Below are 19,767 nucleotides of genomic sequence, written 5' to 3'. Positions count from 1 at the left end.
CGCGTGCTCGCGTCGGGCACCACGCGGGGGTATCAGGCGCGTGTGCCAAGTGCTGGCGCCAGACGCGGGTGCTGGGCGCTGGTGCTAGGCGCGGGCGAACTTCCGGCGCCAGGCCAGGGACACGTACACCAGGGCCACCAGCACCGGCACCTCGATCAGTGGGCCGACGACTCCGGAGAGGGCCTGGCCGGAGGTGACGCCGAAGGTGGCGATGGCGACCGCGATGGCCAGCTCGAAGTTGTTGCCCGCGGCCGTGAAGGCGAGCGTGGCGGTGCGGTCGTAGGCCAGGCCGATGGCCTTGCCGAGGGCGAACGTGCCGAACCACATCAGCGCGAAGTAGACCAGCAGCGGCAGGGCGATGCGGGCCACGTCCAGCGGCTGCGAGGTGATCGTCTTCCCCTGGAGGGCGAAGAGGATGACGATCGTGAAGAGCAGGCCGTACAGCGCCCAGGGGCCGATCTTCGGCAGGAAGCCCGTCTCGTACGTCTCGCGGCCGAGCTTCCGCTCGCCGATGCGGCGGGTGAGGAACCCGGCGAGCAGCGGGACGCCGAGGAAGACGACGACGTTCAAGGCGATCTTCCCCATGGAGATGTCGAGGTGCTCGCCGTTGCCCAAGTCCAGCCAGCCGGGCAGCAGGTCGAGGTAGAACCAGCCGAGCAGGCCGAAGGCGAGGACCTGGAAGACCGAGTTGAGCGCCACGAGCACGGCGGCTGCCTCGCGGTCGCCGCAGGCGAGGTCGTTCCAGATGATGACCATGGCGATGCAGCGGGCCAGGCCGACGATGATCAGGCCGGTGCGGAACTCGGGCAGGTCCGGCAGGAAGATCCACGCCAGCGCGAACATCACCGCGGGGCCGACCAGCCAGTTGACGGCCAGTGACGAGACCATGAGCCTCTTGTCGCCGGTGACGGCGTCGAGCCTGTCGTAGCGGACCTTGGCGAGGACCGGGTACATCATGACCAGCAGGCCGATGGCGATCGGGAGGGAGATGCCGCCGATCTCGACCGCGGCCAGGGCGTCGTTCAGGCCCGGGACGGCGCGCCCGAGGCCCAGGCCCACGGCCATGGCGAGGAGGATCCAGACCGCGAGGAAGCGGTCGAGGGTCGACAGCTTCGCGACGACCGAGGACTTCTCGGTGGCCGCAGGCGCTTCGGTGCGGGTCACGGGCAGGCCCTCTTGTCGTCGGCGGCGGCCCGGGCGGACTCGGCCAGGTCACCGAGTTGTTCGGCGAGTTGGGCGATGACGTCCGGGCGCAGCCTGTAGTACGTGTACCGACCGCACGGCTCGGTCTCGACCACGCCCGCCTCGCGCAGCACTCTCAGGTGGTTGGAGAGGTTGGTCTGCCGGGCGCCGGTCTCCTCCACCAGGTGGGTGGTGCACAGCGTCTCTTTGGCGAGCAGGGTCACGATCCGGAGCCTGAGCGGGTCGGCCAGCACCCGGATCAGGTCAGTGTCGACTGACGTCATCATGGACTGATACTGTCACATCATCCATGGCTGATAACAGCCGGGGGTGACCTGATCGTCGAACCGCTCGTCTCACGCTGTCACGAAGGATCAACCGATGTCCTCCTCCAGCCCGCTCACCTCCGTGCTGTTCGTGTGCGTCCACAACGCCGGACGGTCCCAGATGGCCGCCGGATTCCTCGACCACCTCGCGGGCGACCGGGTCGAGGTCCGCTCCGCCGGTTCGGTCCCGGGCGACCGGGTCAACCCCTCCGCCGTGGAGGCCATGCGGGAAGTCGGCATCGACATCTCCGCGGCCGAGCCGAAGATCCTGACCACGGAGTCCGTCCAGGCGTCCGACTACGTCATCACGATGGGCTGCGGCGACGCCTGCCCGGTCTTCCCCGGCAAGAAGTACCTCGACTGGGCCCTGGAGGACCCGGCGGGCAAGGGCGTCGAGGCCGTCCGCCCGATCCGCGACGAGATCAGGACCCGCGTCGAGGCGCTGATCGCCGAGATCGACGCCCAGCGGAGCGTGTGATCCCTGCGGGGCCCGGCCGCGGTCGGTTCGCACCTCGGTCATCAGCACCCGCGGCTTCGGCGATCACCGCGGACCGCTCTTGCCGGCGTCACTGCCGTGCGGGTTCTCACAGGTCGAACTCGAGGTGCTCCACGTCCGTGAACTCCACCAGCAGGCCCTGGGCGCGGCGGCCGTGGTCCTTGAAGTAGATCTCCTGGAGGCCTTCCGCCGCGATGTCCCGCAGTTGCTGTTCCGTGCCGCCTGCTTCCTGCGTGTCGAACAGGCGGGCGGCGTACTCGGGGGGCAGGGCCACGGTGAGGTGGCGCAGGCGGGCGTCGTCGGTGGTGCCGGGGGCGGCGGTGTAGCCGAAGCGGGCCCGGGTGTCGATGACGATGCCGGCCGTGGTGGCGGCGGCCCGTCTGGCCTGGGCCCTGACCCTGGGCTGCCACCGCTTGACGACCTCTCGCTCCAGGCGCTCCGCCAGCTCGGGGCGAGGGTGTCTGATCTGGTCGCGGACGTACCGCTCGACCGTGCGCCGGGTGATGCCGAGCAGCTCCGCCACCGGCCCGGTGCCCCGCAACTGCCGCACCAGGAACCGCATCCGTGCACCCGCGCTGCGCGGGACGGGGCGTGTGAACGCCTTGCGCAGCGCGGCGTCCAGACCGTCGCCGACCCTGTCCACCGGTCCTCCCCCTCTACTCTCCGTCGTCCCCGGCGGCGACCTCGCCCGTCTTGATGTAGCGCGCGAGGTTGAGGTCCTGGCCGTACTTCTCGCGCACTTCCTCCGCCCACAGCGTGGTCTGGGTGCCCTCGTGCTTGACCATGCCGGGCGACACCCCGATCCGGAAGGAGCCGGGGACCGTCCTGCCGTCGGCGCCGTAGGGCAGCACGTCCAGCGGGGACGGGCCGTCAGCGGCGTAGACGGCGCAGTCGGAGAGTACCGCCACCGGGTACCGGCCGGTCGCCGCGGCCAGGTTGAGCATCTTGCGGTGCATGTTGACGCGGGCCCGGGAGATGACGGCGGCGCGGATGTCGGGGCGCCATGTCGGCCGGGACAGGGCGGGCCAGGGCTGCCCCGGCTTCCAGCCGCCGCCGCGCGCCCGCTCGCGGAGCTTGCCGATACCGCCCTTCACGGTCGACTTGACCGCGTCCAGGACCATCGCCATCTCCGGGTCGCGCCGCCGGTAGCCGTCCATCGCCTCCAGGAACTCCGCGGGCGGCAGTTTCTCGCCCACGCCCAGGTCGGTCATCGTCTCGACGTAGGCGTCGCGCAGCCGCTTGTACCAGCCGTCGAGGAACCTGCCCTTCTCCTCGCGGACCCAGGCCTCGACGGGCGCGACCTCGTAACCCAGCTCCACCGCGTAGGCCACCGTCGGTGTCGCGTACCAGGCCGGGCCCGCGGGGTGCTCGCCCGTCGGGGTGAACGGGCTGGGCAGCAACTCGCCCCGCACCCGCTGCCACCGCTTGCCCACCAGCACCCGCGAGAGGTCGACGTGGGAGAGGTCGACGAGCCAGGCCCCCGGCAGCGCCGCGTCGAAGGCGGGGCGGGTGACGTGCACGGGCGGGGCGGCCAGGCCGACCACCGCGCCGTTGGCGGCGGCCCCGAACGCCAGGTTGACGTCGATGCCGACCAGGTAGCGCTGCATGCACTCGGCGTCGGTCAGCTGCCGCGCCCAGTCATAGGCCTCCTCCAGCAGCATCTCCTCGGGGCCGCGCTGGTGGAAGCGGGGCAGGTGCGCGAGCAGCGGATGGCCGTCGGGGGCTTCGCAGGGGGCGCACTCGACGGGCCGCTCCCCCAGCGAACCGGGCCGGTGCTCCTTGTGCCGCCGGCCGGACTCGTCCGGCTCGCCCGCGCGCGTCGGCGGGTTCACCGCCGTCATCAGCTCCAGGCCCGTGACGGCCGCCGAGCCCCGCGGGGTCAGCACCCGCACCGCGTAGGTGCCCAGTACCCGGGCCAGTTCCGCCGGTTCGAGCTGTGCGGCCCCGCCCCAGGTGCGGGGGTCGAGTGCGTTCCAGGAGGGGACGCACAACTGCACGCACTGGCGCAGGCGGCCCTCCGCGGGACGGTAGATGCGCGCCCAGGGGCCGAAGCCGCGCTGGGTCAGCTGCCAGTTCGCCTTGTGGAGCTGCTTGACGACCTTGTGGCCGTCCGGGAGCCGCCCGGCCAGCCGCTCCGGCTCCGACAGGCGCGCCGGGAGGCCGTAGCGCTCCAGCGCGGACTCGGTGAGCACGAGCAGCGGGTCGGCGTCCTTGCCGCTGCCGTGCAGCCGCGGGGCTCCCAGGCGCGCTTCGGTCAGTGTCCATTCCACCAGCGCGGGCAGCGACTTGGCGGGGACGTCCAGCATCAGGCCGCCGACGCCGTGACCGGTCACCCGTCGTTCGGCGTCCGCGTCGAGGACCAGCAGCGGGCCGTTCGCGAACCGGTCGGTGCCGGGCTGCGGGGGGCTCGGCTGCGCCGTCCGCCCGGCGTCTCGGCGTCGCCTCGCCGGGGACGAGCCGGACGGGCGCGCCCCGGGAACCGCCGCCTGCTCGCGGTCCGGTGGCGCGGCCGGGGGGCCGGGGGGCGTGGGGGGCGTGTCCGTTGCGGGAGCGGCCGTGTCGGCGTCGGCGTCGACGGGGTAGAGCCGGGCCAGTTGGTCCAGCAGGCGGGCGTACGCGTCGCGTTCCGGCGGGCGCGGTTCGGTCTTGCCGGCTTCCCAGCCGCTGAGCGTCGCGCGCCGCACCCGCAGGGCCGTGGCCACCTCGTCGAGCGTCAGCCCGTGTGCCTGCCGCAGGCGCTTGCGCTCCGCCGGCGGCGGCAGGGGGGAACGGGAAGCGACCAGCGCGTCGACCGCGTCGAACAGCTCGGACATGCAGTACCTCCTGTCCGGCACCGTATCGCGAAGCGCACATCTCGCGTACGGAACACGCACCTACGGCGCACCTATCACACCGGACACCGGGCACCTGTCACACCGGATGCCGGTCGCGGGCCGGTCGTTGGAAGCAGGAGAGGACGACCAGGAACGGCCAGACCGACTGGATCGTCGTCACGGCGCGCTCGGCGGCGCCCGCGGCACCCCGTTGGTGCAGTTCGACCAGGAACCATGCCGCGCCCAGGGCCATCACGGCGGTCGCCCCGAGGGAGGGCAGGGGCCGCAGGGCCCAGGGCACGGTGCCGCTGGTCCTGGCGGCCAGGACGGGCCAGGCCGCCAGGAGGACGAAACCGACGGCGGCCACCGAGCCGTGACCGAGGGAGCCTCCGCTGCTCGGTGCCGGGACCAGGGCCACCGTCAGGGCCGACACGCCGCCGGCCGCGAGAGCCACCCGTCCGGCGGTCGCGGCCGGCCGCAGTCCCCAGGCGGTGAGCAGGTGGCAGACGCCCAGGGCGATGAACGCGGCTGTCATCACCCAGTAGCCCGAGCCTCCCGGGGCCGCCAGGACGCTGATCGTCTGGGCGGCCGGGTCGTAGGCCGGGCCCTGCAGGGACGCGGCCACCAGCCAGCCCATGATCAGGACGACGGGCGCACACCCCGACGACACCAGCGCCCAGACAGGAACAGATCGCATCAGGACACCGTAAAGCGGGGCATTCGCCGACGGTCGTGTGTGCGTGTCGGTCGCCGGGTTCCGGGCGCGGGTTGGCCCCGCGTGGCGTAGTCGCCCGGCCCCCGTGCGGCTGCGGGGCGCACGATGGAACCGTGCGGTGCGCGGCGAAAGGTGATCGGTCATGGAGCTCACTCTGGTGGTGCTCATCATCATCGTGGGGCTGACGTTCGACTTCACCAACGGCTTCCACGACGCCGCGAACGCGATCGCCACCTCGATCTCGACCCGGGCGCTGACGCCGCGGGTGGCACTGGCCATGGCCGCGGTGATGAACTTCTGCGGCGCCTTCCTGGGGACCGAGGTCGCCCAGACCGTCGGCAGCGGCATCATCGGCGCGCCCGAGGAGCTGTCGGGTCTGCTGCTGGTCGTCTGTGCGCTCGTCGGCGCCATCGCGTGGAACGTCTTCACCTGGTGGCGGGGGCTGCCGACATCGTCCTCGCACGCCCTGATCGGCGGGCTGGTCGGTGCCGCGCTCGCAGCCTCCGCGACCGTGCACTGGTCGGGCATCGTGGACAAGGTCGTGCTGCCGATGCTGTTGTCGCCGCTGGTCGGCGTGGCTCTCGGGTACACGCTGCACGCGACGATCCTGTGGGTGTTCCGGCGTGCCATGCCCCGGCCCACGATGCGCCGGTTCCGCATGGCGCAGACCGTCTCCGCCGCCGCCATGGGGCTGGGCCACGGACTGCAGGACGCGCAGAAGACCATGGGCGTGATCGTGCTCGCCCTGGTCACGGCGGGGTGGCAGGACGACTTCTCCGTCCCGGTGTGGGTGATCGTCGCGGTGGCGGCCGCGATGGCCGCCGGTACGTACAGCGGAGGGCGCCGGATCATCACCACCCTCGGGCGGCGCATCGTGCATCTCGATCCGCCGCGCGGGTTCGCCGCCGAGACCGCCGCCGCGGCCGTTCTGTACACCACCGCGTTCCTGGTGAAGGCGCCGATCTCCACCACGCAGACGATCACCGCGGCGATCCTGGGCGCCGGTGCCACGCAGCGCGCCTCGGCCGTACGCTGGCAGGTGGCCCGTTCCATCGTCACCGCCTGGATCCTCACGTTCCCCGGCGCCGGGATCCCCGCCGCGGCGATGTACCTGTTCCTGCACGCCGTCACCGGCCTGTGAACCCAGCCGGAGGCCGTCCATGATCGCCTTCCCTCCGCGCCGGCCGTCCGAGGGGTCCCGTGCCCTCGCTCCGGACGGGCTTCCGGTGCCCGGGCGCTTCGCCCACCTGCACCCCGACGACGGCGCCTGCCTGATGGAGGCCGCCGCCCTGCTGGCCGGCGGCCGGTTCACCGACAGCCCGGCCGGTACGCACCCGGCGCTCGCGGCGCTGGCCCGGGCGGTCAACGACAGCGTCACGGACGCCGCCCGGCGCGCCCTGTGGCCGCTGGCCGCCGACCTCGCCGACGCCCGCCCCGAGAGCCGGGCCTACGCGCCGCTGCTCGTCGGCGCGGTCGTGGACGCGGCCCGTTCGACGCGGCCCACGTCCCGGCGCTTGGCGCGGGCGAGCCGCGTGTGCCGCCGCCGGGCCGAGCGGCTCGCCCGGACCCGTGCGGGCGCGCTGCCGGGGCGCGTCGCCGATCTGCTGTGGTGGCGCGGGCCGGGGCGCCGCTCCCTCGAGCACGCGCTCCGGGTGCTGTGCGCCGCGCCCGACGCCGACCAGCGGCTCTCCCGGCTGCTGCGGCAGGCCGTGGCGGACGCCCGGGGCGAGGCAGGACGGGCCGGGGCCCGCGAGGTCCGCAGCGAGCGGCCCACGTGAGTCGTCGCCGGCCCCGTCCGCTGAGTATCATCCTATGGACGTAAATCGGGTGATTTGCCTTCGAGGGTCGTCACCGACCGTGGCCATCCTCGCCGGAGTGATCCATGTTCCGCACCGGCACGACGGACGACGGCGACGAGCTGCTGACCAGGCTCGGGGCCCTGACGGCTCAGGCACGGGCGCAGGCCGAGATGCAGCGGTCGCGCCTCGAGCTGGCCATCGCGCTGCAGCGCGGCATGCTCCCCCGGGACCTGCCCGTCGCCCGCAGGCTGCATCTCGCCGTGCGGTACACGCCCGCCTGCCAGGGCCTCAACGTGGGCGGCGACTGGTACGACGCCTTCACACTCGGCGACGGCCGGATCGGGCTGTCCATCGGTGACGTCCAGGGCCACAACATCGAGGCGGCCGCCTTCATGGGACAGGTGCGGGCCGGACTGCGGGCCCTGGCCTCCGTCACCAGCGAGCCGGGCGAGGTCCTGGCCCGGACCAACGAGCTGCTGCTGTCGCTGGGCTCCGACCTGTTCGCCACCTGCACCTACATGCGGCTCGACCCGTGCGCGGGCGTCCTGGAGAGCGCGCGGGCCGGGCATCTGCCCTGCGTCTGGGCCACGGCCGACGGGAAGTCCGGCGTCACCGAGGACGAGGGCGGCCCGCCCCTGGGGATCCAGGCCGGGACGCCGTACCCGGTCACCCGCCACGAGCTCACCACGGGTGGCGTGTTCGTGCTGCTCACGGACGGTGTCGTGGAGGGGCCGTCCATGCGGCTCGAGGAGGGCCTGGACCAGGTGGTCCGGCTCGCGGGCATCGCGGCGGTGGCGGGCATGGACGTGGACGCGCTCGCGGCCGCCGTCATCAAGGGCGCCGAGCGGGTCGGGCACGACGACGACGCCGCCGTCCTGGTGGTCGGCCTCGACGGCCCCGAAGCTCAGCCATAGGGCCGCAGGGCCCCGCTCTCGCCTCGCCGACGCGGCGGCCCCGGTGTCTCATGGCTGCTGTGGTGGGCACCCAGGATCTGCGTACGCCGGTCGTCATCGCTCTGCAGACGCTGGCCGTCGCCGCCTGCTATTACGTGTCGGGGCAGCTCGGCCTGATGCGGGAACTGGTCGTCGAGGGCGCGGTCGTCACGCCCGTCTGGCCTCCCACCGGCGTCTCGGTCGCCTTCCTGCTGATCTTCGGGCTGCGCTGCTGGCCGGGGATCGCCCTGGGCGCCTTTCTCGTCATCCTGTCCCTCACCTCCCTGCGGCCCTCGGCGTTCGGCGTCCTGGCAGGCAACACGGCCGCGCCGATCGTCGGGTACCTGCTGCTGCGCCGGGCCGGTTTCCGCACCGACCTGGCGCGGCTGCGGGACGGTCTGGCCCTGGTGTTCCTGGGCGCGTTCACCGCGATGCTGATCAGTGCGACCGTGGGCGCCGGTCTGCTGATCGCCACGGGCCGGCTCGACTGGCCGAGCTTCTGGGCGGTGTGGCTGGCCTGGTGGGTGGGTGACGCGATGGGCGTCCTGATCGTCACGCCGGTGCTGCTCCTGCTGTACCGCCTGCGCCGGCCGCTGCGGCTGTCGCGCTGGAAGGAGGCGTCGGGCCTGGCGCTGATCGCGTGCTGTGTCGTTCCGCCGGCCACGCACAGCCCGGTCAGTCTGCTCTTCCTCGTCTATCCCCTGCTGATCTGGGCGGCGCTGCGTTTCCAGCTGGCGGGCAGCATGCTGTGCGCCCTGTTCGCCTCGATCATGGCGACGGTGGCGGCGACCGACCGGTCCGGGCCGTTCGAACGGCTGACCAGGGTCGAGGTGATGATCAAACTGCAGGCCTTCAACGGGGCGATGGCCCTGACCGCGCTGATCCTGTCGGCCGTGATCACCGAGCAGCTCAACACCCGGCGTTCCGTGGAACGGGCGTGCCAGGAGCTGGTCGAGGTGCTGGAGCACCTGACGGCGGGCGAGGCGGCGGACGGCCGGGCCTCGCTGGAGGAGGGGAGGATCGGGCGGCGACAGGACGAGTGACGGGCCGGGGCCTGCGGCCGCGGGGTGGGGCGACGGGCGTGCGGCCGGGCCCGGCTGCCGCTCGGCCCGCCGGGGGCAACGGGTCCGGTTGCCGCCACGCCCGCGGGGATCGACGGGCCCGGTTGCCGCAGCGCCCACAGCGACCAACGTGCCCGAGTCCCGCAGCGCCCACAGCGCCCAACGTGCCCGAGTCCCGCAGCGCCCACGAGGGGCGACGACCTCTCGGCCGGGACCGGTTACCGCGTCGTAGGGTGGGGCCATGACCGAGGTCGAGGTGCTGCAACTGCTGGTGTCGCCCTCGCACCGGCTGGCCGGACGGCCGTCGGACGGCCCCTCCCCCGGTCCGGTCGACGAACGCGTCGCCCGGGTGGAGGTACGCAGGGGCCTGGGGCTGGTCGGCGACCGCTACTACGCCCGGCCCGCCCACCGGAACGCGGCCGTCACCATGATGGCCTCGGAGGGGCTCCCGGCGGACGCAGACCTCCGGCACACCCGCCGGAACGTCCTGCTCAGGGGCGTCGACATCGACGCGTACGTCGGCGCGACGATCGCCCTCGACTGCGGCACCGGGCCGGTGGTGTTCGCCGTGAACCGCCCGGCCCGGCCCTGCGCCTGGATGGACGTCACCATCGGCCCCGGCGCGCACCGGGCCCTGCGCGGCCGGGGCGGTGTGCGGTGCACGCCCCTGAGCGACGGGGTGCTCACGGTCGGCCCGGCCACGTTCCGTGTCGTGGCCGGGGGCGAGCCCGTGTCCTGAAGCGGCTTCGGCGGTCAGCCGGAGGACGGTGCCGTGCGGATGGCGGCGATGTCGAGCTGCAGGCGCACCTTCTCGCTCACCATCGCGCCTCCCTCGGCCAGCCTGCTGTTGTAGGTCAGGCCCCAGTCGGAGCGGTTGATGGTGGTGGTGCCGTCGAAACCGACCCGGTCATAACCGAAGGGATCGGTGACGTGCCCGATATAGGTCATGTCCAGTACGACGGGGCGGGATATTCCTTTGATGGTGAGCTCCCCCGACATGCGGTACAGGTCGGTGCCCGCTTGTTCCACCGCGGTACTGGTGAAGCGCATCCGCGGATAGGTGGCCGCGTCGAGGAAGTCGCGGCCCACCAGATGGGCGTCACGCTGTTCCACTCCGGTGTCGACACTGGAGGTGAACAGGGTGATGTCGGCCCGCGACCGGGCCGGGTCGTGCGCGTCGAAGTAGAGCCGGCTTTCGTACTCCAGGAAACAACCGCGCACGGTGGTCACCATGGCGTGCCGGACGGAGAAGCCGATCCTGCTGTGCGCGGGGTCGACGACCCATTCACCGGTGAGATTCGCCAGGCCGGGGTCCGGCAGCACGGCGGTGGGGGAAGCCGGTGCGCCGCCGGGGCGCTGTGGGGGGACGGTCGGCGCCTGCCGGCGGGACGGCACGACGCGGTTGAACAGGTTCATGATTCATCTAGTACTTGAGTTTGGTTATGGCCGCAAGTCCCCTTGCGATGTGGGCCTGTTGAAAACGAGCGCCTGACCTTTTTGCCGCCGCTTCGCACAGAATCCACACATGACTGTCGCTTCCCGCTTCCGAAATAACCATCCGAAGCCCTCTGGATTTTCATTTCGGGCATATCGGGGAATGGGGCTTCTTCTCTTCGATCGCGAGGTCGTTGTCGACGGTGTAGTAGGGGCGCAGGGACGATCCGTCGCGGGTGACCGCCGGGTAGACGTACACGTGCTTGCGGTCCGCCACGTCGTCGAGCAGGCGGCCGATCCTGATCGGCGCCGCGTCGGCGGTGGGCCGGACGAAGGCGTCCCAGATCCGGTCCGCGCCTCCGTCGTCGGCCGTCAGGTCCTCGGGGCCGGCGGTGAAGGAGAAGCCCTTGGCGTCGTCGTCGATCCGCGGGCTGAGGCACCGTACGGTGTCGGTGCCGCGCAGGCGCAGGCGCACGGTGGCGTCCTCGTGGAGGCCGGCACCGTGCAGGCGGGCGGTGACCGTCATCGCCCGGTCCGTGACGTCGATGGCGCGGGCCTCGGCGTGGGCGGTGCGCAGCCAGGCCCGCAGGGCGAGGAAGCCGTCCTTGGTGACGTACGGGATGCGGACGGCGACCGGCGCGGGCCGGTCGCGCAGGTGCCCGTCGACGAGGGCGCGCAGGTCCCGCAGGCCGGGGCGCAGCCGTCGGCGTTCGGCTCCCGGTTCCGGCAGGAGGTAGACGTCCCAGCGGCCCTCGGCCAGGGCCGGGTCCGGTTCCAGTACGGCGTGCAGGTGGGTTCCGGTGTGGTCCGGTGCCAGGTCGAGGAGGTGGCGGACCGTCTCGGGGCTGCCCTTCTTGGGGCGCAGCCGCAGCAGCAGCTGGGGGCGGGAGGCCGGGACCGGCGGGAGGCGGAAGGTGATCCTGCCGTCCGTGTCGATCGCGCAGTCGGTGCGCGGCTGGGTGTCGTGCGGGGTGCCCATCGTGGTGCCTTCCGGCGCGTTCGTCGTCATGGTCGTCGGTTCCGGCGCGCTCATCGCCGGCCCTCGCGGATGCGGATGCGGCGCAGCACGCCGGTCGCCACGGTGTGGGCCGCGTCGCGGGCGGCGTGGCCCCGGCCGGTGAGCGGGCTGCCGGCCCGGGGCTCCCGCGCGGTGCCGGGGTGCCGGCCCGTGGTCCTGGCCGTCGCGGTCTCCTCGAGGATGCGTTCGGCCTGTGCGACGACGGGGCCGGGGGCGTAGCGGCGGGCGTTCTCCAGGGCGGCGCGGCCCATGCGGCGGCGTCGTTCGTCGTCGCCGACGAGTTCCAGCAGGGCCGAGGCGAAGGCGTCGCGGTCGCCGACCGGCACCAGCCGGCCGTCGGTGCCGTCCTGGATGATCTCGCCGGGGCCGTAGGGGCAGTCGGTGCTGACGACGGGCAGTCCGCAGCGCATCGCCTCGACGATCGTCATGCCGAACGGCTCGAAGTCGGAGGCGGCCGCGCCGATCGAGGCCTTGGCCCACTCCGCCTCCATGGGGGTGGCGGCCCCCATGAGGAACACGTTGTTCCACAGGCCGAGCTGTTCGATGAGCCGCCGCAGCCTGGGCTCCTCCTCGCCCTTGCCGTAGATGCGCAGCTGCCAGTCCGGGAACGCGGCGGCGACCTGGGCGAACGCCTCGATGAGCAGGTCGTAGCGCTTGACGGGGACCAGCCGGCCGGCGGCGACGACGATCTTGGCGTTGCCGTCCGCGGGCGGCAGGGCGGGGTCGGGGACGCTGTTCGGGAGGGCCTCGACGTGGACGCCGGGCAGCCACATCTTGCGCCGGTAGGCGGCGGCGTCCGCCTCCGTGACGGTGGTGACGACGTCGAGGTCGCGGTAGGCGCGGCGCAGTGCGGTGCGCAGCCGCGGCGAGTGGTTGTCGAGTGTGAGGTGCTCCTGGCCGACGCGCAGGACGTGACGCGGGGCCTGTCGGGCGATGTGCACGTTGAGGCCCGGGCGGGTGCCGATGACGACGTCGGCGTCGAGCGCCTCCAGGTGCGCGCCGATCCGCTCGTCGGTCAGCTCGCTGTACTGGTGGTGGCGGTACTCGGCGGGCGGGAAGACCTTCGCCGGTCTGGCGTGGAGCGGATGGTCGGCCTCCTTGCGGAGGTCCACCAGGGCCCGCAGCCGCACCCGGGGGTCCGGGGTGAGGTTGGGGTGTTCGCGGTGGCGCAGCGCGGAGACGATCTCCACGTCGTGCCGTTCGGCGAGGGCTCCGGCCAGGTTGAACGTGGTGGTGATCGTGCCTCCGATCCCGTAGGCGTTGTGAATCAGGAAAGAGATCTTCATGGTGGCCTAGACGGTGTCAACCACCGGACAGTTGTTCGCCGTTACCACTCCGTTGCCGGGCCCGGCGGTGCGGGCCGGTCCGGCCGGTCCGGGCGTGATCTCGGACATAAGTGGTCTGGGACATACCGGATTGCCACCAGGTGTGCATAGCTTGATGTGTTTGCCCGCAGCAGCGTCGCGTCATCGGGTGCCCCTTCGTATTCGATCTCCAGGAGACCCATGCGCCCCCGAACAGCCTCCGTCCCGCGCATCACCTCCCTCCCGCCCCTCGCCCTGGCCGGCGGCGCGCTGGCCGTCGGGGTCGGCGGCCTGTACCTCGCGGGGCTGGTCCTCACGGGCGGGGAGATCGACTCCGGTACGACGGTGCGCGGCGTGGAGATCGGAGGGCTGAGCCGCGCGGAGGCGGTGCGGAAGCTGGAGCGGCGGCTGGGCGCGGCCGGCGCGCGGGAGCTTACGGTGAAGGTCGGTGACCGTACGGGCACGGTCGATCCGCGGCGCGCCGGGCTCTCCTACGACATCCAGGAGACCGTCGACCGGGCGGCGCGCACCGGCAACGACCCGGTCGGCGTGTTCGAGGGGTTCTTCCGCTCGGGCGGTGCCGTCGAGCCGGTCGTACGCCTCGACGAGGGCAAGGCCCGGGCCGCTCTCGGGCAGCTGGCGAAGGACCTCGACCAGAAGGTGCGGGAGGGCGCCGTCGGCTTCGACGGCGGACGGGTGCGGCAGGTCGCGCCGCGCACGGGTCACGCGCTCGACGTGGACGCCGCGGTGGCACCCCTGCGCGCCTCCTTCCTGCGCGGCGACGCCGCGGCGGTGACGGCCCTGCCCGCGCGGGAGACCCGGCCGGAGGTCACGGCCGAGGAGGTCCGGCGGGCGGTGCGGACGTTCGCGGAGCCGGCCGTGTCGGCGCCCGTCACGCTCACCGCGGCCGGCAGGCGGTTCACGGTCGGCCCGGACGTGCTGGGCGAGCACCTGGCCATGCGGCCGGACGACAGCGGCAGGCTGAGACCGGAGCTCGACGCGAAGGGGCTGCGGGCCGCCTCCGCCGTCGCCGGTCCCCTGGACGAGGTGACCACGACGGCCGAGAACGCCAGGCTGCGGGCGGACGGCGACCGGGCCGTGGTGACCGAGGACGCCGTACCCGGCCGGGAGGTCACCGACAAGGCGCTGGGCAAGGCGGTGCTGCCGCTGCTCACCAGGTCGGGCGCCGACCGCGAAGGCGAGGTGGAGGTGCGCGGGATCCAGCCCGAGGTGACCCGCGAGAACGCCGCGGAGCTGGGGCTGACGGAGAAGATGTCCTCGTTCACCGTCCACTTCGAGCCGGCCGAGTACCGCACGAAGAACATAGGCAGGGCGGTGGAACTCATCAACGGCTCCCTCGTCAGGCCGGACCGGACGTGGAGCTTCAATCGGACCGTCGGGGAGCGCACCGAGGAGAACGGCTTCGTCGAGGGCATCATCATCCTCGACGACAAGTTCACGAAGGCCTCCGGCGGCGGTGTCTCGGCCGTGGCGACGACGGTGTACAACGCGCTGTTCTTCGCCGGGGTCAAGCCCGTGGAGCACGGCGCGCACTCCTTCTACATCGAGCGCTACCCCGAGGGCCGCGAGGCGACGGTCGCCTGGGGCAGCCTGGACCTGCGGTTCACCAACGACTCCGGCAAGGCGATCTACATCCAGGCCGAGTCCACCGACACGTCCGTGACCGTCTCCTTCCTCGGCACGCGCAAGTACGACGAGATCAAGTCGGTCAAGGGCCCGCGCACCGAGGTGAAGAAGCCGGAGAAGAAGGTGAGCGACGACAAGGAGTGCGTGCCGCAGACGCCGCTCGAAGGGTTCGACGTCACCGTGGAGCGGGTGTTCTACGACGGCGGCCGGGAAGTGAGGCGGGAGCCGTTCCGCACGCACTACACGCCGCGTGACGAGATCGTCTGCGAGTAGGCCGCTCGCTGTTCCTCTCCCTCCGCAACTCTCCTTTCGGAGCTGGGCGTTGACCCGCCCCCGGGGTGCCAGCACAATGAGCGCGCACTGGCTGAGAGCGCTCTCAAAGGGAGATCCATGACTGGCAGACAAGGCCCGGCGGTCAGCCGGCGTTCGCTCATCGGTGCCGGACTCGGCATCAGCGCCGCGGGGCTCACCGCCGTCGGCTCGGCACCGGCCCTGGCGGCCGGCCGGGCCGGGGCACGTCCCGCGTCGGCCCCGGCCCGGGGGTACGCCTTCCTCGCCGCCGCCATGGACGCCTACCCCGGCCACGGCGGCATCCGCCTGGCCCAGAGCTACACCGACCAGGCCGGGCTGTTCAGCACGGCGTTCACGTACGACAACGCCCTGGCCGTTCTCGCCCACCTCGCCGCCCGCACCGCGCACGGCCTGACCAGGGCCGAGGCGCTGGGCGACGCCCTGCTGTACGCGCAGCTCCACGACCCGGCGTACGACGACGGCAGGCTCCGGCAGGCCTACAACGTCGGCCCGTACACCTTCTACGACGGCGCGCCGCAGCCCGACGGCTTCGTACGGCCGGACGGCACCGTCAACGTCGGCACCCAGTTCGGTTTCACCGGCACGGCGGTGGGCGACATGGCCTGGGCGGGTATCGCGCTGAGCGCGCTGGCCCGCCGCACCGGGGCGCGCCGCTTCCTCACGGCTGCCGTGCGGATCGGCGAGTGGATCGAGCGGACGGGCCGGACCGACGAGCCGCTCGGCGGCTACAAGTTCGGGGTGGACGGGGCGAACCAGCCGTTGCCGTTCACCTCGACCGAGCACAACACGGACCTGGTCTGCCTGTTCGGCCGGCTGGCCCGGCTCACCGGCGACCGGGTGTGGCTGGAGCGGCGGGCGCGGGCCGAGGCGTTCGTGCGGCGCATGTGGGAGCCGTCCGGGGGCTTCTTCTACACCGGGACCAACGACGGCGTGACGGTCAACCGGTCGCCGGTTCCGGAGGACACCCAGACCTGGACGCACCTGGCGCTCGGCTCCGGCCGGTTCTCCCGTTCGCTGGACTGGGCCGCGGCGGAGCTGGCGGTCCTGGACCACTCCGGCCGCACGAACAGCACGGTCCCCGCCGGGCAGTCGTACGAGGGGGTCACCTTCAGTTCGGCGAGCCTCCTCGCGGACGAGGACGCCCCGATCGCGGCGGGGCAGCCCAAGCCCGACCGCAACGGCGTGTGGTTCGAGGGGACGGCGCACCTCGCGCTCGCCCTGCGGGACCGCGGGGCGCGGGGTGACGAGGCACGCGCCCGGCGTCTGCTCGCGTCGGCCGAGAAGGCCCAGGACCTGCTGGGCGGCGGTCAGACCGTGGGCGGCGGGGCACTGCCGGAGCGCTGTGGCGTGGTGTCCGCGAGCAGCCCGCTGGACACCGGGTTCGGCTTCGGCTACTACCCCTACCGGCACACGGGCGCGACCGCCTGGTACCTGATGGCGGCGGCGCGGTACAACCCGCTCAAGGCGTGACGGGACGGCCCGGTCCGCCGTGGTGTGCGGCGGACCGGGCCGGTTCTCAGGCGATGCGGTGGACGGCCTGGGTGCTCAGTTCGTAGCGGGCACCGACGATCGCCAGCCGGCCGGTGTCGACCTTGGCGGCGAGGTCGGGCTCCGCGGCCAGCCGGGCGCGCACGAGCCGGACGTTGGCGTCGACGGTCGCGTCGACGCGCGCGTCGCCCTCCTTGCCGTGGTCTATCGCGGGGCTGATCTGGTCGGCCAGGTACTGGATGTGCGCGGGCAGGCGGCCGCCGGACTCCTCGGCCTCGACGGCGGCGCGGACCGCGCCGCACGACTGGTGGCCGAGGACGACGACCAGGGGTATGCCGAGTTCCAGGACGCCGTAGGCGACGCTGCCGAGTACGGCCTCGTCGAGGACCTCGCCGGCGGTCCGGACGGTCATCAGGTCGCCCAGTCCCTGGTCGAAGACCAGCTCCGGGGGCACGCGCGAGTCGATGCAGCCGAGCACGACCGCGAAGGGGTGCTGGGCCGTCGTCAGCGTCCGGCGGAGCTCGGGGTCTTCGTGCGGGTGGCGTTCGCGGTAGTCGCGCCAGCGGCGGTTGCCGGCGGCCAGCTCCTTGAGGGCCTCGCCCGGTGTGGCGGGCCGGTGACCGGTGCCCGGGCTGTGGGGGCGGCGGTGGCGGGCCGGGCAGCGCCGAGGCCCGCGCCGAGGGCTGCGGCCCCGGTCAGCGCGGTGCGCAGCAGGGTGCGGCGGACGGGGCCGCCGGTGGTCGGCCGTGGACCGGCGAAGGGGTGCGGTGCACGGCCCGGGCCTCTGTCGGCAAGGGAATCAGTATTCACGGCCAGAACGTATGACCGAATCCGCGCGGGAGTGCGTTCCTTGCCGTTTCATGGTGAGAGTTGGGTAAGTGATGTTCTTACCTTGAACGGTCTTTGACGATCCATCAGGACAGACACGCGGACGCCCCGGGCCGGCCGGCCCGGGGCGTCCTGTCACGCGGGGTTGATCAGACCAGGTCGAACCGGTCCAGGTTCATGACCTTGACCCACGCGTCGACGAAGTCCTTGACGAACTTCTCCTTCGCGTCGTCGCTCGCGTAGACCTCGGCGAGGGCCCGCAGCTCGGAGTTCGAGCCGAAGACCAGGTCGGCGCGGGAGCCGGCCCACTTGACCTCGCCGGTGGCGGCGTCGCGGCCCTCGAACGTGGTCTGGTCCTCGGACGTCGACTTCCACGTGATGCCCAGGTCGAGCAGGTTGACGAAGAAGTCGTTGGTCAGCGAGCCGGGCGTCGTGGTGAACACGCCGAGCTGGGACTGCTGGTAGTTGGCGCCCAGCACCCGCAGGCCGCCGACCAGGACGGTCATCTCGGGGGCGCTCAGCGTGAGCAGGTTCGCGCGGTCGAGCAGCAGGTACTCGGCCGGCAGGCGGTTGCCCTTGCCGAGGTAGTTGCGGAACCCGTCGGCGGTCGGCTCGAGCGCCTCGAAGGACTCGGCGTCGGTGTGCTGCTCCGTCGCGTCCACCCGGCCAGCGGCGAAGGGGACCTCCACCTGGAAGCCGGCTTCCTTGGCGGCCTTCTCCACGGCGGCGGAGCCACCGAGGACGATCAGGTCGGCCAGGGAGACCTTCTTGGCACCGGCGCCGGAGTTGAACTCCTGCTGGATGCCTTCCAGGACGCGCAGGACCTGGGCCAGCTCGTCGGGCTCGTTGACCTCCCAGCCGCGCTGCGGCTCCAGGCGGATGCGGGCGCCGTTGGCGCCGCCGCGCTTGTCGCTGCCGCGGAAGGTGGAGGCCGACGCCCACGCGGTGGACACCAGCTGCGAGACGCTCAGACCCGACTCCAGGAGCTTGGTCTTGAGGGTCTTGATGTCCTCGGCGTCGATGAGCTCGCCCTCGGGCTCCGGCAGCGGGTCCTGCCAGATCAGGGTCTCCTCCGGGACCTCCGGGCCGAGGTACAGGGACTTCGGGCCCATGTCACGGTGGGTCAGCTTGAACCAGGCGCGGGCGAAGGCGTCCGCGAACTGGTCGGGGTTCTCGTAGAACCGGCGGGAGATGGGCTCGTAGATCGGGTCGAAGCGCAGCGCCAGGTCGGTGGTGAGCATCTTCGGGCGGTGCTTCTTCGAGGAGTCGTGCGCGTCCGGCACGATCTCCGGGGCGTCCTTGGCGACCCACTGGTGGGCGCCGGCCGGGCTCTGCTCCAGCTCGTACTCGAACTCGAAGAGGTTCTTGAAGAAGCCGTTGCTCCACTGGGTGGGCGTGGCCGTCCAGGTGACCTCCAGGCCGGAGGTGATGGCGTCGCCGCCCTTGCCCGTGCCGTAGGTGCTCTTCCAGCCCAGGCCCTGCTCCTCCATGGAGGCGGCCTCGGGGTCGGCGCCGACGTGGTCGGCGGGGCCGGCGCCGTGGGTCTTGCCGAAGGTGTGTCCGCCGGCGATCAGGGCGACGGTCTCCTCGTCGTTCATCGCCATGCGGCGGAACGTCTCACGGATGTCGCGGGCCGCGGCGATCGGGTCCGGGTTGCCGTTCGGGCCCTCGGGGTTGACGTAGATGAGGCCCATCTGGACCGCGCCGAGCGGGTTCTCCAGCTCACGGTCGCCCGAGTAGCGCTTGTCGTCGAGCCAGGTGGTCTCGGGACCCCAGTAGACGTCCTCCTCCGGCTCCCACACGTCCTCGCGGCCGCCGGCGAAGCCGAAGGTCTCGAAGCCCATCTGCTCCAGGGCGACGTTGCCGGTGAGGATCATGAGGTCGGCCCAGGAGATGGACTGGCCGTACTTCTTCTTCACCGGCCACAGCAGGCGGCGGGCCTTGTCCAGGTTGCCGTTGTCCGGCCAGCTGTTCAGCGGCGCGAAGCGCTGCTGGCCGGCGCCGGCGCCGCCGCGGCCGTCGCTGATGCGGTAGGTGCCCGCGCTGTGCCAGGCCATACGGATCATCAGCGGGCCGTAGTTGCCGAAGTCGGCCGGCCACCAGTCCTGCGAGGTGGTGAGCACCTCGGCGATGTCGCGTTTGACGGCCGCGAGGTCGAGGTTCTGGAACGCCTCGGCGTAGTCGAAGTCCTCACCGAGGGGGTTGGCCACCTCGGGGTTCTTGGCGAGGATCTTCAGGTTGAGCCGCTCGGGCCACCACTGCCGGTTGCCACCGCCCTGGGTCGGGTGCAGCGCGCGGCCGTGCGCCACCGGGCAGCCGCCTCCTGCCTCCTCCGACTTCGGGTCGGTGACGATCGCGTCGTGGTTCTCAGTCATGGAAATCCTTCCGGACGGGGTGGATCACGGTGCTCGG

Annotated in this window: 17 protein-coding genes and 1 pseudogene; 8 read left to right on the top strand and 10 right to left on the bottom strand. The window is 72.4% G+C overall.

Annotated features, from left to right (window positions below; translation table 11 throughout):
• Window positions 1-84: 84 nt before the first annotated feature.
• Together arsB and C1703_RS38640 are read right to left on the bottom strand one after the other, a co-directional pair.
• Window positions 85-1,164, bottom strand: a complete 1,080-nt coding sequence (arsB, locus tag C1703_RS38645) for an ACR3 family arsenite efflux transporter (RefSeq protein ID WP_114257184.1) — start codon at window positions 1,162-1,164, stop codon at window positions 85-87.
• Window positions 1,161-1,469, bottom strand: a complete 309-nt coding sequence (locus tag C1703_RS38640) for a metalloregulator ArsR/SmtB family transcription factor (RefSeq protein ID WP_114257183.1) — start codon at window positions 1,467-1,469, stop codon at window positions 1,161-1,163. The genes arsB and C1703_RS38640 overlap by 4 nt, the downstream gene beginning before the upstream one ends.
• 94 nt (window positions 1,470-1,563) lie before the next feature.
• Between C1703_RS38640 and C1703_RS38635 the strand changes: the two genes are divergently transcribed.
• A complete protein-coding gene (locus tag C1703_RS38635) occupies window positions 1,564-1,986 on the top strand; it encodes an arsenate reductase ArsC (protein ID WP_114257182.1) in 423 nt (140 codons plus the stop codon).
• A gap of 106 nt (window positions 1,987-2,092) precedes the next feature.
• On the opposite strand, the gene C1703_RS38630 is transcribed toward C1703_RS38635, so the two are convergent.
• From C1703_RS38630 to C1703_RS38620, 3 genes are all read right to left on the bottom strand, one after another.
• Entirely contained in the window at window positions 2,093-2,647 is a 555-nt protein-coding gene (locus tag C1703_RS38630; RefSeq protein WP_114257181.1) for an XRE family transcriptional regulator, read from the bottom strand.
• Window positions 2,648-2,660: 13 nt separating this feature from the next.
• Window positions 2,661-4,817 carry a helix-turn-helix transcriptional regulator gene (locus C1703_RS38625; RefSeq protein WP_114257180.1) on the bottom strand — a complete coding sequence of 719 codons (2,157 nt, stop codon included), beginning with the start codon at window positions 4,815-4,817 and terminating at the stop codon, window positions 2,661-2,663.
• A 97-nt stretch (window positions 4,818-4,914) separates the two neighbouring features.
• On the bottom strand, window positions 4,915-5,514 hold the full coding sequence (locus C1703_RS38620; protein ID WP_114257179.1) for a DUF998 domain-containing protein: 600 nt from the start codon (window positions 5,512-5,514) through the stop codon (window positions 4,915-4,917).
• 160 nt (window positions 5,515-5,674) lie between these two features.
• Between C1703_RS38620 and C1703_RS38615 the strand changes: the two genes are divergently transcribed.
• The 5 genes from C1703_RS38615 to C1703_RS38595 all read left to right on the top strand — a co-directional run bounded on the left by C1703_RS38615 (window position 5,675) and on the right by C1703_RS38595 (window position 10,063).
• Window positions 5,675-6,673: an inorganic phosphate transporter gene (locus C1703_RS38615; protein ID WP_114257178.1), complete on the top strand. Its 999-nt coding sequence runs from the start codon at window positions 5,675-5,677 to the stop codon at window positions 6,671-6,673.
• Between the two features lie 19 nt (window positions 6,674-6,692).
• On the top strand, window positions 6,693-7,310 hold the full coding sequence (locus C1703_RS38610; protein ID WP_114257177.1) for a hypothetical protein: 618 nt from the start codon (window positions 6,693-6,695) through the stop codon (window positions 7,308-7,310).
• 104 nt (window positions 7,311-7,414) lie between these two features.
• Window positions 7,415-8,245, top strand: coding sequence for a PP2C family protein-serine/threonine phosphatase (locus C1703_RS38605; RefSeq protein ID WP_114257176.1), 831 nt, complete (start codon window positions 7,415-7,417; stop codon window positions 8,243-8,245).
• Window positions 8,246-8,295: 50 nt separating this feature from the next.
• The gene (locus tag C1703_RS38600) at window positions 8,296-9,306 is read left to right on the top strand and encodes an MASE1 domain-containing protein (protein ID WP_198678393.1); all 1,011 of its coding nucleotides are present in this window, start codon (window positions 8,296-8,298) and stop codon (window positions 9,304-9,306) included.
• 259 nt (window positions 9,307-9,565) lie between these two features.
• Entirely contained in the window at window positions 9,566-10,063 is a 498-nt protein-coding gene (locus C1703_RS38595) for a molybdenum cofactor biosysynthesis protein (protein ID WP_114257174.1), read from the top strand.
• Window positions 10,064-10,077: 14 nt separating this feature from the next.
• On the opposite strand, the gene C1703_RS38590 is transcribed toward C1703_RS38595, so the two are convergent.
• The 3 genes from C1703_RS38590 to C1703_RS38580 all read right to left on the bottom strand — a co-directional run bounded on the left by C1703_RS38590 (window position 10,078) and on the right by C1703_RS38580 (window position 13,062).
• Complete coding sequence (locus tag C1703_RS38590) at window positions 10,078-10,740, bottom strand: YceI family protein (RefSeq protein WP_114257173.1); 663 nt, start codon at window positions 10,738-10,740, stop codon at window positions 10,078-10,080.
• A gap of 160 nt (window positions 10,741-10,900) precedes the next feature.
• Window positions 10,901-11,737, bottom strand: coding sequence for a transferase (locus C1703_RS38585; RefSeq protein ID WP_114257823.1), 837 nt, complete (start codon window positions 11,735-11,737; stop codon window positions 10,901-10,903).
• 50 nt (window positions 11,738-11,787) lie between these two features.
• Entirely contained in the window at window positions 11,788-13,062 is a 1,275-nt protein-coding gene (locus tag C1703_RS38580) for a glycosyltransferase family 4 protein (protein WP_114257172.1), read from the bottom strand.
• A gap of 219 nt (window positions 13,063-13,281) precedes the next feature.
• Between C1703_RS38580 and C1703_RS38575 the strand changes: the two genes are divergently transcribed.
• Together C1703_RS38575 and C1703_RS38570 are read left to right on the top strand one after the other, a co-directional pair.
• Window positions 13,282-15,000: a VanW family protein gene (locus C1703_RS38575; protein WP_114257171.1), complete on the top strand. Its 1,719-nt coding sequence runs from the start codon at window positions 13,282-13,284 to the stop codon at window positions 14,998-15,000.
• Between the two features lie 117 nt (window positions 15,001-15,117).
• Window positions 15,118-16,509, top strand: coding sequence for a Tat pathway signal sequence domain protein (locus C1703_RS38570; RefSeq protein ID WP_114257170.1), 1,392 nt, complete (start codon window positions 15,118-15,120; stop codon window positions 16,507-16,509).
• Between the two features lie 46 nt (window positions 16,510-16,555).
• On the opposite strand, the pseudogene C1703_RS38565 reads toward C1703_RS38570, so the two are convergent.
• A pseudogene (locus C1703_RS38565) lies at window positions 16,556-17,226 on the bottom strand (carbonic anhydrase).
• A gap of 278 nt (window positions 17,227-17,504) precedes the next feature.
• The gene (gene katG, locus C1703_RS38560; RefSeq protein WP_114257169.1) at window positions 17,505-19,730 is read right to left on the bottom strand and encodes a catalase/peroxidase HPI; all 2,226 of its coding nucleotides are present in this window, start codon (window positions 19,728-19,730) and stop codon (window positions 17,505-17,507) included.
• Window positions 19,731-19,767 lie beyond the last annotated feature (37 nt).

This window comes from Streptomyces sp. Go-475, from assembly GCF_003330845.1.
In the GTDB taxonomy this organism is placed as follows: Bacteria; Actinomycetota; Actinomycetes; order Streptomycetales; family Streptomycetaceae; genus Streptomyces.
The sequence above is the reverse complement of the archived record's forward strand: the minus strand, read 5'-3'. Positions and strand labels throughout refer to the sequence as shown.